This is a genomic window from Synechococcus sp. CC9605, assembly GCF_000012625.1.
Taxonomy (GTDB): Bacteria; Cyanobacteriota; Cyanobacteriia; order PCC-6307; family Cyanobiaceae; genus Parasynechococcus.
Genome location: NC_007516.1, coordinates 2454755 through 2469480, shown reverse-complemented (window position 1 = coordinate 2469480; position 14726 = coordinate 2454755). Strand labels below are relative to the sequence as shown.

17 protein-coding genes are annotated in these 14726 nt (G+C 59.1%); 7 read left to right on the top strand and 10 right to left on the bottom strand.

What is annotated here, in order from left to right; all coding sequences use genetic code 11:
• The first annotated feature begins 112 nt into the window (after positions 1-112).
• A complete protein-coding gene (cynS, locus tag SYNCC9605_RS13215; RefSeq protein ID WP_011365579.1) occupies positions 113-547 on the top strand; it encodes a cyanase in 435 nt (144 codons plus the stop codon).
• Between the two features lie 50 nt (positions 548-597).
• Here cynS and SYNCC9605_RS13210 read toward each other — a convergent pair whose 3' ends face one another.
• The 3 genes from SYNCC9605_RS13210 to SYNCC9605_RS13200 all read right to left on the bottom strand — a co-directional run bounded on the left by SYNCC9605_RS13210 (position 598) and on the right by SYNCC9605_RS13200 (position 4013).
• A complete protein-coding gene (locus tag SYNCC9605_RS13210; protein ID WP_011365578.1) occupies positions 598-1323 on the bottom strand; it encodes a HEAT repeat domain-containing protein in 726 nt (241 codons plus the stop codon).
• A gap of 76 nt (positions 1324-1399) precedes the next feature.
• Positions 1400-2227 (bottom strand): formate/nitrite transporter family protein, encoded by an 828-nt coding sequence (locus tag SYNCC9605_RS13205; protein WP_011365577.1) that lies wholly within the window; start codon positions 2225-2227, stop codon positions 1400-1402.
• Between the two features lie 244 nt (positions 2228-2471).
• Positions 2472-4013: a ferredoxin--nitrite reductase gene (locus tag SYNCC9605_RS13200; RefSeq protein ID WP_011365576.1), complete on the bottom strand. Its 1542-nt coding sequence runs from the start codon at positions 4011-4013 to the stop codon at positions 2472-2474.
• Positions 4014-4586: 573 nt separating this feature from the next.
• On the opposite strand from SYNCC9605_RS13200, the gene SYNCC9605_RS13190 reads away from it, so the two are divergent.
• Both SYNCC9605_RS13190 and cobA read left to right on the top strand, forming a co-directional pair.
• Positions 4587-5234 (top strand): DNA mismatch repair protein MutS, encoded by a 648-nt coding sequence (locus SYNCC9605_RS13190; protein WP_257929609.1) that lies wholly within the window; start codon positions 4587-4589, stop codon positions 5232-5234.
• Positions 5231-6019: a uroporphyrinogen-III C-methyltransferase gene (gene cobA / locus SYNCC9605_RS13185; protein WP_011365574.1), complete on the top strand. Its 789-nt coding sequence runs from the start codon at positions 5231-5233 to the stop codon at positions 6017-6019. Before SYNCC9605_RS13190 ends, cobA begins: the two co-directional genes overlap by 4 nt.
• A 21-nt stretch (positions 6020-6040) precedes the next feature.
• On the opposite strand, the gene moaB is transcribed toward cobA, so the two are convergent.
• Positions 6041-6538 (bottom strand): molybdenum cofactor biosynthesis protein B, encoded by a 498-nt coding sequence (moaB, locus tag SYNCC9605_RS13180; RefSeq protein WP_011365573.1) that lies wholly within the window; start codon positions 6536-6538, stop codon positions 6041-6043.
• 45 nt (positions 6539-6583) lie between these two features.
• On the opposite strand from moaB, the gene SYNCC9605_RS13175 reads away from it, so the two are divergent.
• Positions 6584-6820 (top strand): MoaD/ThiS family protein, encoded by a 237-nt coding sequence (locus SYNCC9605_RS13175; RefSeq protein WP_041435330.1) that lies wholly within the window; start codon positions 6584-6586, stop codon positions 6818-6820.
• A gap of 3 nt (positions 6821-6823) precedes the next feature.
• Positions 6824-7252, top strand: a complete 429-nt coding sequence (locus SYNCC9605_RS13170; protein ID WP_011365572.1) for a molybdopterin synthase catalytic subunit — start codon at positions 6824-6826, stop codon at positions 7250-7252.
• On the opposite strand, the gene SYNCC9605_RS13165 is transcribed toward SYNCC9605_RS13170, so the two are convergent.
• Entirely contained in the window at positions 7216-8079 is an 864-nt protein-coding gene (locus SYNCC9605_RS13165; protein ID WP_011365571.1) for an NAD-dependent epimerase/dehydratase family protein, read from the bottom strand. The genes SYNCC9605_RS13170 and SYNCC9605_RS13165 overlap by 37 nt on opposite strands.
• Before the next feature lie 59 nt (positions 8080-8138).
• Here SYNCC9605_RS13165 and SYNCC9605_RS13160 point away from each other — a divergent pair, with 59 nt between their 5' ends.
• Positions 8139-8936 carry a DUF3598 family protein gene (locus SYNCC9605_RS13160; RefSeq protein ID WP_011365570.1) on the top strand — a complete coding sequence of 266 codons (798 nt, stop codon included), beginning with the start codon at positions 8139-8141 and terminating at the stop codon, positions 8934-8936.
• Here SYNCC9605_RS13160 and SYNCC9605_RS13155 read toward each other — a convergent pair.
• Genes SYNCC9605_RS13155 through SYNCC9605_RS13140 form a run of 4 tightly spaced genes read right to left on the bottom strand, consistent with a single transcriptional unit; the run spans position 8933 to position 11702 of the window.
• On the bottom strand, positions 8933-10183 hold the full coding sequence (locus SYNCC9605_RS13155) for a molybdopterin molybdotransferase MoeA (protein WP_011365569.1): 1251 nt from the start codon (positions 10181-10183) through the stop codon (positions 8933-8935). The two genes, SYNCC9605_RS13160 and SYNCC9605_RS13155, sit on opposite strands and share 4 nt — an antisense overlap.
• Entirely contained in the window at positions 10167-10643 is a 477-nt protein-coding gene (gene moaC / locus SYNCC9605_RS13150; RefSeq protein WP_011365568.1) for a cyclic pyranopterin monophosphate synthase MoaC, read from the bottom strand. Before moaC ends, SYNCC9605_RS13155 begins: the two co-directional genes overlap by 17 nt.
• Positions 10640-11338 (bottom strand): carbonic anhydrase, encoded by a 699-nt coding sequence (locus SYNCC9605_RS13145; RefSeq protein WP_011365567.1) that lies wholly within the window; start codon positions 11336-11338, stop codon positions 10640-10642. The genes moaC and SYNCC9605_RS13145 overlap by 4 nt, the downstream gene beginning before the upstream one ends.
• A 52-nt stretch (positions 11339-11390) precedes the next feature.
• Positions 11391-11702 (bottom strand): hypothetical protein, encoded by a 312-nt coding sequence (locus SYNCC9605_RS13140; RefSeq protein WP_011365566.1) that lies wholly within the window; start codon positions 11700-11702, stop codon positions 11391-11393.
• A gap of 278 nt (positions 11703-11980) precedes the next feature.
• Between SYNCC9605_RS13140 and SYNCC9605_RS13135 the strand changes: the two genes are divergently transcribed.
• Positions 11981-12448, top strand: coding sequence for a nitrate reductase associated protein (locus SYNCC9605_RS13135; RefSeq protein ID WP_011365564.1), 468 nt, complete (start codon positions 11981-11983; stop codon positions 12446-12448).
• Here the strand turns inward: SYNCC9605_RS13135 and SYNCC9605_RS13130 are convergent.
• Positions 12429-14660, bottom strand: coding sequence for a nitrate reductase (locus tag SYNCC9605_RS13130; protein ID WP_011365563.1), 2232 nt, complete (start codon positions 14658-14660; stop codon positions 12429-12431). The genes SYNCC9605_RS13135 and SYNCC9605_RS13130 overlap by 20 nt on opposite strands.
• Positions 14661-14726: the final 66 nt, after the last annotated feature.

Genomic DNA, 14726 nt, shown 5'->3' with positions numbered 1-14726 from the left:
TGTAGTTGATGCTTCATTATTAATCCTGCGTCTGCGTAACAGTTTTAGTGTCGCTTAGACATTCCCTTTTGGAATACTGTTACGGCGGCTTCAAACAATTGTTCAATTCACTATGAGTGTTACCTCCACCTTAATGGCTGCTAAGAAAGCCAAAAGCATGACTTTTGCTGACTTGGAAGCTGCAATGGGGCTTGATGAAGTCTGGATTGCTTCTCTGTTCTATGGACAGGCAACGGCTTCGAAAGAAGAAGCTGAAAAACTTGCTGAAATTTTATCTCTCGATTCGACTACCACAGAGGCTCTTCAGGAATACCCTACTAAGGGGAGTTTAGATCCTGTTATACCTACAGACCCTTTGATTTATCGTTTCTATGAGATCATGGAAGTTTACGGAATGCCGATGAAGGATGTTATCCAAGAGAAGTTTGGCGACGGTATTATGAGTGCTATCGACTTTACCCTCGACGTTGATAAAGTAGAAGATCCAAAAGGTGATCGTGTTAAAATTACAATGTGCGGGAAGTTTTTACCTTACAAAAAGTGGTGAGTCGTCATTTGTTCTGAATCAACTAAGCTCAGCATATGTGCTGGGCTTTTTTATTGTCGAAACTGTTGACTGAGTTGTTTGCTAGCAAGCAGTCGACGGTTTTCGTCATCAAGGTTTTGACTTAGTTCTAGAAGACAACGCTGACTTGCAGTTGTTGCAATACATCCAAGTGCACGCAATGCGGCCTCGGCAACCGCGTTTGACCCGTTTTGGCACAGATCTGAAAGAGCCTCACTGATTACAACTCCATCGCGGCGTTGCAAGACACGGATGGTTTCGACAACAACCAGATCACGAAAATCATTCAGAAGGTGATGACACAACTGTAAAAGTTCATCGTCTTCGAGGCAATGCGACCGGAAACTCAGCAGTTGAAGACCAGCTAGTCGATACAGTTGGCCTGGATGCTGCAAGCAATTGATCACCACTGAAATGGGCACTTCAGCTCCCCAGCAGCCGAGTGCTTGGACTACAGCCAAATTGATCGATTCGTTTTCACATGGTTGACTCAGTAGATTTAGAAGCCAATCGCGAGCTTCATTTTGATGACACAGTCCTGATGCCATTACCAAATCAGGTTGAACCCCATGGGTGGAAACGAGTTCAAGAATGATGGGCCAGCCCCGCTCGGCATGCATGCCTAGTTTTTCGCAGAGGGCTTTCCGCAAATCAATAGAAAGGCTGGGGGAGTAAACCTCCCCCAGCCAAGCGGGCTCAAGCGGAGCCCGTTTTGATTTAGCGAGCTGTTCCCAAAGAACAGCTTCGTCAAGACTCATGGAAGTTAACTGAACATATAGCTCGGTCGCGATTTCTCGCTCCGGCTTTTCACCTTACTAGTGGCAGAGCACACGGTCACGTTGCTGATGTTTTTGTTTTATGTGAGCCGTAAAGCATTCCACCGATGAACACCATTCCACCCACGATATTACCGATGGTCACAGGCAGGAAATTCCAGAAAAACACCTTGCCCATCGACACTCCGGATCCAAGAATTGGACCGGCGGTGTGCAGGAACTGATTCACAACGATGTGCTCCATACCCATCGATTGGAATGCCACGATCGGGAGCCAGCAACCAATAATTTTACCTGGGACGCTTTTACTTACAGACGCCATCGTGACCCCAAGGCAGACCAGCCAATTGGCAATAACGCCGCGAAGGAAAGCAAGGAAGAAGCCCAATCCTCCAAGTGCTTCGTACTTCTTCTCAACATTGATCTGGTTAAGTGCAACAATTTTCTGCGCAACAAGATCCCAAATTGGGGGGCCAATGTTGTCGGCAGCTGCATCCATGGTGCCGCTTGTAAGACTTAGCGCCATGAACAACGCGACTGCAGCTGTGCCAGCCCAGTTACCAAGCCATACCCAACCCCAATTTACGAATGTTGCTTTCCAGGAGGTTTTTCCAGCCCAACACGCCATTGGGAGAAGCGCGAAGTTACCTGTAACCAGTTCCATGCCGAACAGCACGATGCTGGCGAAGCCGAAGGGGAATAAAAGTGAACCGACAAAGGGGAGTTTAGTAAGAATGCCACAGGTAAGGGCAAGGATCACAGCGAGACCCAGGATTGATCCTGAGTAAAAGCCACGGAGTAGCAGTTGTTTGGGGCTGAGTGTTGATTTTTTGGCGCCAGCACCAATCATGCTGTCGACAAGCTCGTTAGGAAGGACGTAGTCCATCAGGTAAGAGTGAAGGTTTACAAGTTGTTGTTTTCAACCGTTGAAGCGGTTGATCAGGTGTTCAGTCAGGTGAAGCGGTTTGAAGTAATGCCAGAGAGGATCGGGGCCTCGTCGCGACCACTTTCGCAGAGACGATATACACATGAGGTGGGTACATCGTTGTCATAGGCAATGTCTATGAAAGGAGGTGGTCGTTGCGATAGAGCCGTGACTTCAAAAGGAAGCGTCACGCCTTTACCTGTGGTCAGGCCTTGGGGGTGGCCCCAAACTTTTCGATCAACACCGCTTTAAGAGCATCCTCGATTTCATCTGCGGGAATTGCTTTTTGATGGATTTCTCCGAGTTTTGGATTCTGTCCTTGGGAGCCTCCTAGAGTCATTGTGTAGCCTTCGCCCATCACTCCTTCACTGTTTTTAGCTTTTGTCCCAGTCAATCCAATTGAACCCATATCTGCTTGACCACAGTTATTTGGACAACCAGTCCATTGGATTTTCACGTGCTTTGGAAGATTAAGCTCAGCATCTAGTTTTTCTGCAACCATTTGTGCAGTGTCTTTGGTGTTAGTGAGAGCAAAGCCGCAGTATGTATTTCCGGTACAAGACACAGTGCCAGCTGAAACGTTTTTCGGCTCGATTGGAAAACGTTTAAGTAGCGGATCTGACTTAAAAGATTCAATTTTATCATTACTTATGCCTACTATTATTGCGTTTTGTTCTTCAGTAAGCCGTACTTCACCATTCCCGTAATTAAGACTAGCTGTTGCTAAATCTTGGAGATCTGAGGCCTTAAGACGCCCGACTGGTACGTGAAGACCCGCATAGGAAAACCCTTCCTGCTTTTGCGGGTGAATTCCATAATGAGAGCGTGGGCTGGAGTCGAAAACTGAACCTGGATCTGAGACAAGCGGCCCGAATAAACCTTCGACTTTTTTCCGGAACTCATCGAGGCCAACCTGATCTAAATAAAAACGGAAGCGACCCTTGGGACGTTTGTCCCTTTCGCCATTGTCTCGCCAGAGACGGATAACGGCGTCAGTCATTTTGCAGATTTCCTCGGGTTTCACCCAGGCATTCAGTGGGATGGCATAAGCATTAATCTGGGATGAAAGAACACCACCAATCCATACTCCAAACCCCATAACCCCATCGCGTTCTACTGGGTGGAAGACGATGTCGTTGTGGAGCAGGAAGTTGTCCTTGGCTCCGGCAACAGCGGTGTTCCACTTGCGTGGAAGATTCGAGTACTCAGGATTTCCCTCGCTGTTATTGGTGAGGTGATTTTGAAGTTCTTGTGTGTAGGGACGAGTGTCAATGATTTCGTATGGATCTATACCTGCTATAGGATTTCCGGTCACGTTACGTGGATTGTCGAAACCAGATTGAATTGTGCTTAAACCAGCTTCCTTCAGTCGCTTGAGAATTTCAGGCAGGTCGTCTAAAAGCACTCCTCTGAGCTGTAAATTCTGACGCGTGGTGATGTCACAACTACCGTTCTCTCCATAACGTTCAACAATTGAACCGATGACACGTAGCTGATCTGCGGTTAAGGCCCCATTGGGAACACGCAGTCGGAGCATAAATTTTCCTGGAGTTTTCGGACGCCAGAACATCCCGTACCACTTCAACCGCAACTGGAGGTCGGTTTCGTCGACCTGTTCCCATCCGAGTTCTGCGAATTTTTCGATCTCGCTGCCGACCAAGAGGCCATCTTTAGCTGCTTTATTCTGCTCAATTTTGTTGAGCTTTTTGCCGTCGAGATAAGGCCTTGAGACTGAGCTGATGGTCATGATTCGATGGAGACGTAGGTGGATTAATTCCTCAAAAATTGGAGCGAATCAATCGTGATGGCCCGTTGACCAGCAACGCTTCATAAAGACGTGGAACGTTGTCTCTCATGAATAAACACCGTGACTGAAGCCTTGGTTGTAGCAAAGAGAACATTTTTGAAGTTGCCCTTTTTCAGAGGATTCGGTCCCGCAAATTTGTAACAATGGCTACGTCTGCTGGTTCCGCGGGGCCGTAAAAGGCAATTGGCTCTTGGCTCAGTATTGGCGTCCAATTTCGCCAACCATCCGTACCGCTCCGGTCCGGATCATCTGCCAAACGCGCTTCATTGCAGCAAAGTCTTTGTCCAGATCGGACGGCCCGGCGGTGCGGTCGAAACGTCGGTCGACGCGGGCGTACCTGGGTTCGTTACCCCTGCAGTGTCCGTCGTCTCGGACGTCGTACCCGTTGTACCGCTCCATGCGTCTTTCCAGCGGATCCCGGTAAGAGCGGCTGTCCAATGGGGCACGATCAAAACGACGGCTGGGCGCCATGACTCATTCAACGTTCACAACAATCCGATGACACCAGCTGACATGGTCATCGATCCGTGGCCGTTGCTACGGAATGACGCTTCAGATGAAGCACGGCATGGGCTGCATCTGGTGGTGCATGGCCGCAGTGGCGGCGTTGTTCCAGAGTGTTTGGCCTCCCTGCCGGATCTCCTGGCCCAGTTGCGATCGGCGCCCGTTCAGTTGGAGGTGCTGACGGCTGAACAGCCCATGTCGGCTCTTCCCGGATCCTCATGGATTGTTCCTTTGCTGTTGTTGCCTGGAGCGCACGCCCGAATGGATGTGCCGGCGATTCGCGACAGGCTTCGTGGAGCCAGGGCGAGCGTGGCTTTGCTGCCCTTTCTGGGCTCCTGGATCACCTGGTGGAACGCTGTGCTCTCAGCACTTTCGGTTTCTGAACGCTGTGATGCCGTGCTGGTGCACCATCCCCTTCGACCGGGGGTGGCGGATCGCTTCCTCGCGATGCTGGCGTCTCGCCTGGCCTTGCCGTTGGTTCCCTTTGATGCCTGGCCCGAGTTCCAGCAGCGCCATCCCCACGCCCGGCCGCTCCCATTGACCCTCGCCCCAAACCGCATGACAGAAGCGTTGAGCGAAGTTGGTGGATTGCCTCCCCTGCTGGAGCATCCCCCTACCCGCCAGGCCCTGATCGATCTGCTTGTTTCTCTGCCGTGACCACCGCTGAACAAACCGGAACCGTTTATCTGGTGGGAGCTGGTCCCGGCGATCCCGAGTTGCTCACGCTAAAGGCGCATCGGCTGCTGAGCCATTGCGATGCCCTGGTGTACGACTCGCTGGTGCCCGAAGAAGTGCTGGATCTTGTGCCGGCTACCTGCGAACGCCGTTTTGTCGGCAAGCGTCGCGGACATCATTCGGTGCCACAACCCAGCACCAATGCCGTGCTGGTTGAAATGGCCCAGAAGCACAGCACGGTGGTGCGCTTGAAGGGGGGTGATCCCTTCCTGTTTGGACGTGGAGGGGAAGAAGCCGCATACCTGGCGGAGCGGAATATTCCTGTTCAGGTGGTGCCTGGTGTTACCGCTGGCATTGCTGCCCCTGCCTACGCCGGAATTCCCGTTACCCACCGGCGAGCGGGATCATCGGTGACCTTCGTCACCGGTCATGAGGAAATCGACAAGCGCCGTCCTTCCGTGGATTGGCGTGCTCTGGCTGCGGCCAGTGACGGATTGGTGATCTACATGGGGCTGCACAACTTGCCTCGGATCGCAGAAGAGCTGATGGCGGGTGGTTTGGCTGCGACGACCCCCGTGGCGGTGATCCAGCAGGGCACGGTGGCGGGGCAACGCTGCCTCAAAGCCAGCTTGGTTGACATTGCCGATCAATGCCGAGCCGAGGCCTTCAAGTCACCCTCGATCGTTGTGGTGGGTGAGGTGATTGATCATCAGGTTGAAGCCTGCAGGCCCACACCTGCAGCGGTCACGATGCCGATTCCGTTCTGAACAGCTCCGCTCGATTCCGCTTTATTCCTTCAAGCGAGCCCGAAGCTGGGCCAGATTGCACGGTCGGGTGTCGGTATCGAGTTGAGCCCGGATGAGCCGGTTCCAAGCGGTGGTCACCGCATCAAGAGATCCCGGCAGCACAAACACGAATGTGCCGTTGGCCACGCCTGCAAGGCAGCGGCTTTGCAGGGTGCTGGTGCCGATGCTCTCGAAGGAGAGCACGCGGAACAGTTCTCCGAATCCTTCGATTGTTTTGTCCAGCAGCGGTGCCACCGCTTCGGGGGTGCCATCGCGGCCGGTGAGACCGGTGCCGCCGCTGGTGATCACCACATCAACCTCAGGATCGGCGATCCAGCGGCTCAGTTCACGGCGGATCTGATAGCGATCATCCGGGCAGAGTTGTCGCTCCTGAAGGTGATGCCCCGCGTCTTCGAGGCTGCGCTGCAGCTGATCTCCGCTGCTGTCGTCCGCCAGGGTGCGTGAGTCGGAGATGGTGAGCAGGGCAATGGACAGGCCCATGGCACAGCGACGGAACCCTTTGACGCTAGAACCGCTCCAGCTGCCATGGACGTGGTGCTGAAGGTGCTGCTGTTCGCTTCCCTGCGAGAACGCGCCGGTTGGGCCGAGCGTTCCCTTCCTTTCACGCCAGGCGTCTCGACGGCCCGTGAGGTCTGGAACCAGTTGGATCTTGGCCCGCTCGAGGGCATCAGCATTGCGGTGAACCAGGAGTTGGTTGGTGCCAATCAGCCGTTGCAGGCCGGTGATGAGCTGGCCTTTCTTCCACCGTTCACGGGGGGTTGAAGCGTGACCGATTGCCGTGTGGAGGTGTGCCCGGATCCCTTTGATCCTTGGCAGCAGCTGGCGCTTTGGAGCGGGGATGCCGCGGCCGCGGCGATTTTTATTGGTCGGGTGCGTCCCACCACCATGGATGGCCGGCCTTTGGAGGCATTGGAGCTGGAGCACTTCCCCGGCCTTTGCGAACGTCAGATCACGGCCATGGCGCAGCGCCTGCAGCAGGAGCACCGGACGGGGCCGTTTTTGGTGCTGCATCGGGTGGGTAAGCTCACCCCCGGTGAGCCGATCGTGCTGGTGGCGGTGCAGGCCGATCGTCGTGGGGCGGCGCAGCGCTGCTCGGCCGCGTTGTTGGAGCAACTCAAGCACCAGGCCCCGTTCTGGAAGCGGGAGTGGTGCGCGGGTCAGGGCACCTGGCTGGCTGCCAACACGCCGCTCTGATCAAGGCGCGGGTGCTGCAGCTGGTAGCCCAGCTGTTTGAGTCGGGTGTTGCGAATCCGTCGGCCCCCTGAACCCGGTCCGTTCTGCCCAAGCCAGTGCACAGGGGCCAGGCCCTGGCGCTGCAGGCTGCGCCCCACCAGGTCCCGCAGCCGAATCGGCTCGTCGTTGACCACATTCACCAGTCCGGCCCATTCAGCATCGAGAGCTGCTTCCAGGGCACCGGCGGCATCCGCCACATGCAGCCAGTTGCTGTAGGTCGCTCCGCTGCCAGGGCGTTCCAGTCCGGCGAGCCCGCGCAGGCGTCGATCGAGATCGCGGCCAGGGCCATAGAGCGCTCCGAGGCGCAGGATGCACACCCGCCTGTCGCTGATGCCGCTGAGCAGTTCTTCGCCTTCCAGCAGAACATTGCCATGGCCGCGGCCTGGTGCTGGCGATGTTTGCTCATCCACCCAGTCCCCCTCTGCATCGCCGTACACCGAGCAACTGCCCGTGTAGACGATCTGCCGCAGTTTCGGCAGTTGTGGCAACAGCGACGTCAAGCAGCGGAAGCTGTCGACGAAGGTGTGGCGGTAGCCGTTGGCATCCACCTGGCGATCTCCCTTTGGTCCGAGGCAGAACACGGCATTGGTGCTTTGCTGCAGGGCGTTCAGCAATTGCGCGGGGTCTGTGGCGTCGCACAGTTCCACCCGATCGGCGAGGGGGCTGAGTTGCTCCAGCCGTTCGCTGCTGGTGGTGGTCAGCGTCAGCTTCAGCTGGGGGCGTTTTGGTTGCAGCCGCTCCGCCAGGGCGAGCCCCACATAGCCGCAGCCAACGATCGTCAGGTCCATGGCGGGGATGGCTGTTGGGGCGACCCTAAGGAGACCGACCGTTCCATGCCGTCACGGACATGACCGATCAATGGACCCTCAACCGCCGCAATTTCGCCGGCCAATGGCAGGGCTGCGGCCATTGGTTTGAGCGGGACAGCAGCGGTCGGTTGGATCAGCAGCATCCGACCCGTCGGATCGATCCCACCACCTACGCGATTTCCTTTTCCGATGACGACCACGGGGTGTGGGATGGATCGGGTCTGGCCTTTGCCCCCGGGGGCCAGGCCACTTATCCCATCAGTCGGGCCACCTACAACGTCGGTGGTGGCTGCTGGCAGTTTCCCGGGGCGGGCGGTCAGTCCAGCCTGGGGCTTGATCCCGATCGCCCCCGCTTCGGCCATGAGATCAACATGTTCTGCGGTCGCTCCCGCTCGATGCTGGTGTTGCTCTGGGAACCACTTGATGGCGGCTGGCGTTTGCAGCGTGTCGGGGCGGTGGGTTTCCGTTGCTTGAACAGCACCGATCCCGAACCCGACCGTCCCGCATGCGGGACACCCGAGGCCCTGCTGGCGACGGTGCAGGGATGGAGTGGCGAGCGGCAGATGCTCAGGCCGCAGGCGGGGGTGAACGGCCAGGCTGAGGACGCCGCTCCGCTGGTGTTCGATCCAAGCCAGCTGTTGTACAACGACTGCTCAGCTGTGATGCCCGACGGCTTGGTGTTTTCGGTGCCCAGTGAGCTCCACAGGGAGCCCTTCAGCCTCGAGATCGGTTGCCGTCTCGGCGCTGACCTGTTTCAGCAGATCAGCATTCATTTCGATTCATCGGGCCAGCTCATGGCCTGGGAGCGACGCTGCTTTCAGCCTGATCCGGCTTAGAAAATCCGCTGACGAATCACCTGGGCCCAGAGACGGGTGCCGCTTTCGAGCGGGCCGGCATCCGCGGGCAGTTCCAGCAGCAGATCGGCCTGTTGCAGGGAACCGATCCTGGACGAGGCCTGCGAGCCATCCACCCGTGCCAGCAGCGTTCCTGCGGCGTTGGTGTCGAGGCGGGCCCGAGCCAATTCCGGCCGTCCCGGTCGGCGGGACAACGGGTCGGCCAGTTCCACCATCACCCGGGGGAACAGCTCCGGTTCGCTCTGGCCCTCAAGAACCTGCAGGGCGGGCCAGAGCAGTTGCAGGGCGGTGACCGCCGCCGCCACGGGATTGCCCGGCAGTCCAAAAAACGGCACGCCCTCACCGATGCTGCCGAAGGCAAAGGGGCGCCCCGGGCGTAGGAACAGTTTCCAGAAATCCACAGCACCCAGCTCCGCCACCAGGGGTCGGATCCAATCGGTGTCGCCGGCGGAGACGCCGCCGGTGCTCACCACCACGTCGCAGTCATGGGCCAGATCCAGCAGGGCCTGTCGCAGGGCGTCGGGTTGATCGGCCACCACCCGTCGCTGGGTCACCGATTGCCCGAGGGCCCGGAGCATTGTCTCCAGAAGCGTGCCGTTGCTCTCCCAGATGGCACCGGGTTGCCGCGCTGTTCCAGGAGGCACCAGCTCGTCCCCGCTGATCAGCAGCCCGATGCGGGGTTGCTTAGCAACGGTTAGGGCGGCGATGCCGCAGCTGGCAAGGCGTGCGAGATCGGCGGCACCGAGGCGCTGTCCAGCGGCCAGCAGCAGGTCTCCCGGTCGGCATTCCTCATCCTCGGGGCGAATCCAGGGACGATCCGACGCCTCTTTCACCAGCTGGAGGCTGGTGCCGTCAACGGAGATCAGTTCCTGGGGCAGCACCCAGCCGCAATCATCCGGCAGTGGAGCGCCGGTGAGGATGCGGATCGCATCGCCGGTGGCCAGGTTTCCGTTGAAGGGCTGGCCGGCAGCGGAGCGTCCCTTCAGTTGCCAGGTGTCCCCAGGTTTGGGCTGGTGGCTCTGCCCCAGGGCGTAGCCGTCCATGATCGAGGCCCGAAACCCCGGAACGGCCGCGCTGGCCAGCACATCCGCAGCGCTCACCAGGCCGAGGGCCTGCTGCAGCGGCACTGTTTGGCTGGCAGTGATCTGCTGAAGCGCCGCAAGAACCCGTCGACGTGCCTCTTCGAGGGGTAGCCCTTCGCGTCCGTAGGGCTCAGCGTTTCCAGACACCGTTCCGCCCTCCTTCCTTGAACTCCAGCTGGATCGCCTCGATCGTCATGGCTGGATCAACCGCCTTGAGCATGTCGTAAAGGGTCAGCAGCCCCACGGACACGGCCGTCATCGCTTCCATTTCCACCCCGGTCTGGCCCGTGGTGCGGCAACGGCAGTGGACCACCAGGCCAGGCAGGGAGGCGTCGGCGTCGATCGACACATCCATGCCACTGAGTGGTAGGGGATGGCACAGGGGAATCAGCTCCCAGGTGCGTTTGGCCGCCTGGATCGCTGCCACTCGGGCGACCGCCAGCAGATCTCCTTTTGGTGTCTCGCCCCGCTGGATCAGGCCGAGGGTTGTGGCGTCCATGCGAATGGCGCCCCGGGCATGGGCTTCGCGGTGGGTGGCCAGACGGTCCCCCACGTCCACCATGTGAACCTCGCCTTGCTGGTTCAGATGACTCAGGTCGTGCGTCATTCGATCAATCTCACAACACCGCTGCTGAGTTGGAAACAACCCACCACCAGTTTCAGCGCACCGCTGGCTTTGGCATCGGCCAGAACGGTGCTGCGTTGAATCAAGGTTGAGGCGCTGGCGAGGGCGTTGCGCTTCACGGCGTCCTCGAGATCGCTGCTGCCGTTGATGTTCTCCCGGATGGGCTGGATCAGCCGGTCCAGGGAAGGTGTCAGCGGATTGACGTCCATCGCCGCCGTGACTGCTCCGCAGCCACTGTGACCCATCACCACTAGCAGCGGAGTCTTGAGAACGCCGACGCCGTACTCAATGGAGGCAATGGCTTCGGTGAATGCGGTGTTGCCGGCGTTGCGGATCACGAACAGCTCGCCAGGGGTGGTGTCGAACACCCAGCTCGGCGATACCCGTGAATCAGAGCAGGTGAGCACGGTGGCCCAGGGATGTTGGCTGGTGGCCAACGCCCTGGGGGAGTTGAAGCAGCGCAGGTCGGGATCCGCCGTTCGGAGCGTCGTTCCGTCTTCTTGTTTGCCTCGGCGCCAGGCCTCGGCAAACCGGCGGTTCCCCGCCATCAGGGCCTCGAGTGGATCATTCGGGATGCAGAACCCCTCCTCTGCTGCCTCAACGGGGCGCGCTTGCATCAGGTAGGCCAAGGCCAGGCCGCCCGTTCGCTGGAGGAAGTGACGGCGCTGAATCCCCATGCCGGCACCTTATGCGGGCCGGCTGGTGGGCTGTGCTACGCGGGCAGTGCGATCAGCGCTCGCCGAAGGCAGACCAGAGGGTGGCTTCGGAGCCCACAACAGGCTCAACGGCGGGCAGGATGGCAGCAGCGGGTTGGGCCGTTGCGTCTGTGTTGGCACTTGCGATGTCGCGCTCGGCCAAGCGAGCCCAATGAGCGGCAGGACCGGCGATCACCGGTTCAACGCCAGCGGCGCCCGCCAGAACGGCGGCCGTCTGACTGCGCACCAGTTGCACGGCAAGGGAACCAACGATGAAAGCCCCCAGGAAACCGGCAGCTAGGGTGATGGGGCTGCGGCCGGAAGCGGACGAGATGCTGCTGGTCACGGCAGAAACTCTTTGAACAGGGCTTCAGTATGGAAAAAATTGGTGTGAACGGCTACTGAATGGGTTGGATTGTGTAGCGGAATTAACAGTTTCTATGGAATCAAAGCCCTTCACAGGTTGCTGTTGGAGTCCTTCAGCTGTGACCCATCCATGGGACATTCCCAGCAACAATCCAAGGGAGAGGGCGAAGCGCACGAACTGAGTTTTGTATCCGTATAAACATCCCTGTTTTCGTGGGCTTCCGTTGTCATCATTGACACCGATCAAGGCTTTGGTTGATGTCCAGCCGTCGTGATTCCGCCAGCCATTGCTTTGCTTTTGAGCAGGACTTCATCGGCAACTGGCGCTGCATCCCCCTGTGTGTGAGACGCAAATTGGATCTATGTGGGGTGAAGTTGAAGCTCAGCCACTGGCTTGAGCTTTCCCAGGAGCAACGCCAAGCCCTGGTGGATTGGCCGGATGCGGCTGATGCCCTCGAGCAGCTTCGCCAACACCTGCGCGATTGCACGCGCCCCATGGCCGATGGCATGGCCAAGGATCTGCCACCGGTGAGTGGTGCCCCCTGGCAACAGCAGGCAGAGCTGCCCGCTCTGGTGCAGGAGGCGGCCACAGTGCGGGGTGTGGCGCTGACCCTGGAGCAGTGGACCCAGCTCAGTGAGCTGGATCGCTTTGCCTTGTGCAAGTTGGCCCGGCCGGGGCACGACCACCACAACCTTGATGCAGCCTTCAGCGAAGTGCTGGTGTGAGCAGCCGGCGTAGAGCCTCCAATCGTCCTTTCTGCTGTTCAATGGGCTTTACCACCGAGACGGCGGGAGCCACGATCACCGCGCAGGCCTTGAGTTCAGGCTGCTTCGACACCGGGCAGGCTTCGTCGTGCATAAGGGTGTTGGCTTCGCAGGCCTTCTCCTGGGTGAATCCCCAGTGCATCGGCAGGAAGACCGATCCACGCCGGATGCGATCAGTGACTTTCACCGTGGCGGTGAGGTGGCCGCGGCGTGAACTGATCGCTGCCAGTTCGCCGTTGCGCAGTTTCAGATCCTGAGCGTCACCGGGGTGAATCTCCAGCAGCGGCTCGGGATGCTGTTTCATCAGCCGTTCCACCTTGCCGGTGCGGGTCATCGTGTGCCACTGGCCCAGGTAGCGGCCCACCGTCAGCACCAGCGGATAGGTGTCGCAGGGGGGTTCCGCCAGTCCCAGCGGTTGATCGGTGCTGAAGCGGGCGCGTTTGTTGGGGGTGGCGAACTGATGGTTTTCGTAGAGGCGTTTGGCTGCTGTGGTGGGGGTGCTGCCGCTGGGATAGGGCCATTGCTGCGGTCCTTCGTCTTCTAGCAGTTCATGGCTGAGGCCGCTTACATCGCAAAGCCTGCCCTGGGTGAGAGCCGTAAATTCGGCGTACACCTCAGCTGCTGATTCGAAGTTGAACTGCTCGCTGTAGCCCAGGCGGCGGCCCACCTCGGCAAACACCTCCCAGTCCGGACGGCTCTCGCCGAAGCGGCGTCGGTAGGCCGGGCAGTAGGTGACCCGACGTTCGGAATTGGTCATGGCGCCAGCCTTCTCGCTCCACTGGGCTGCGGGCAAAATCAGGTGCGCGTAGTGGGATGTTTCCGAGTCGGCGTAGGCCTCGCTCACCACCACCAGCGGGCACTTCTGCATGGCTGACTTCACCCGGTCGAGATCCGGGAGGCTCACCAGGGGGTTGGTGGCGGCCACCCACCACAGATCCAGCGCCCCCTGTTCCATGGCTTCGATCTGCTGCCAGGCCGCCAATCCGGGCTTGGCGTTGATCTGTCCTGCCGGCAGTTGCCAGGCCTGTTCCACCTCGGCGCGGTGTTCGGCGTTGGCCACCAGGCGGTAGCCCGGCAGCAGGTGGGCCAGGCCTCCGGCCTCGCGTCCGCCCATGGCGTTGGGTTGGCCTGTGAGGGAAAACGGGCCCGCTCCTTGCTTGCCGATCTGGCCGGTGAGCAGATGCAGATTGATCAACCCCTGCACCACGGCCGTTCCTTCACGGCGTTGGTTCACCCCCATTGACCAGAGGCTGAGCACCTTCTCGCGCCGGTGGAACAGAGCCGCCGCTTCCCGCAGGCGTTTTTCGGGGATGTTGCAGAACCGGGCCACCCGCCTGGGGGTCCAACGGGCGGCGACGTCAAAAAAGGAGTCGTAATTCTCGGTGTGGTCGTCGATGAAGGCCGGATCCTGGCCGTTTTCGCGCAGCACCAAGTGGGCAATGCCATGCAGCAGGGCCAGGTCGCTGCCCGGTGCAATCGGCAAGTGGATATCGGCGGCCTTGGCGGTGTCAGTGCGGCGTGGATCCACCACCACGATCTTGACTCTGCCAGGGTTCTTTCGTTTTCGCTTCAGCAGCCTCTGGAAGAGCACCGGATGGCATTCGGCCGTGTTGGTGCCGATCAGAAAAGCCACTGAGCAGTGGTCGAGGTCCTCATAGCTGCAGGGGGGACCATCGGAGCCCAGGCTGCGGGTGTAGCCCGCCACCGCTGAGCTCATGCACAGCCGCGAGTTGGCGTCGAAATTGTTGGTGCCCAGGGCCCCTTTCAGCAGTTTCTGGGCGAGGTAGTAATCCTCGGTGTGGAACTGACCGGAGCCGTACATGGCAATGCCATCGGCGTTGCCGCGCCGGGCCACGCTCGCCTTGATCTGGCCGGTGATTTTGTTGAGGGCGTCGTCCCAGCTGATCGGCGCGAAGTCGTCCTCGAGGGTCTGGCGGAACAGGGGTTGGCGCAGGCGGCCTGGGGCCAGGGTTTCGCCGATGGTGGCGCCCTTGATGCAGACCTGGCCAAGGCTGGAGGGGTGTTCGCGGTCGCCGCGGGCGTTCCACATCGGGTTGCCCTCAGCATCCCGCTTCACGGCCTCACCCTTCACGGCAGGAGGCAAGAGCTCCAGACCACAACCCACGCCGCAGTAGGGGCACTGGCTGCGCACACTGCGGGGTGAGTTGGTCATGCAGGAACCAAAAAAAGAACAAAACCCGGAGCCGAAGCTCCGGGTCGTTGTGCAGCGACAGGGTGC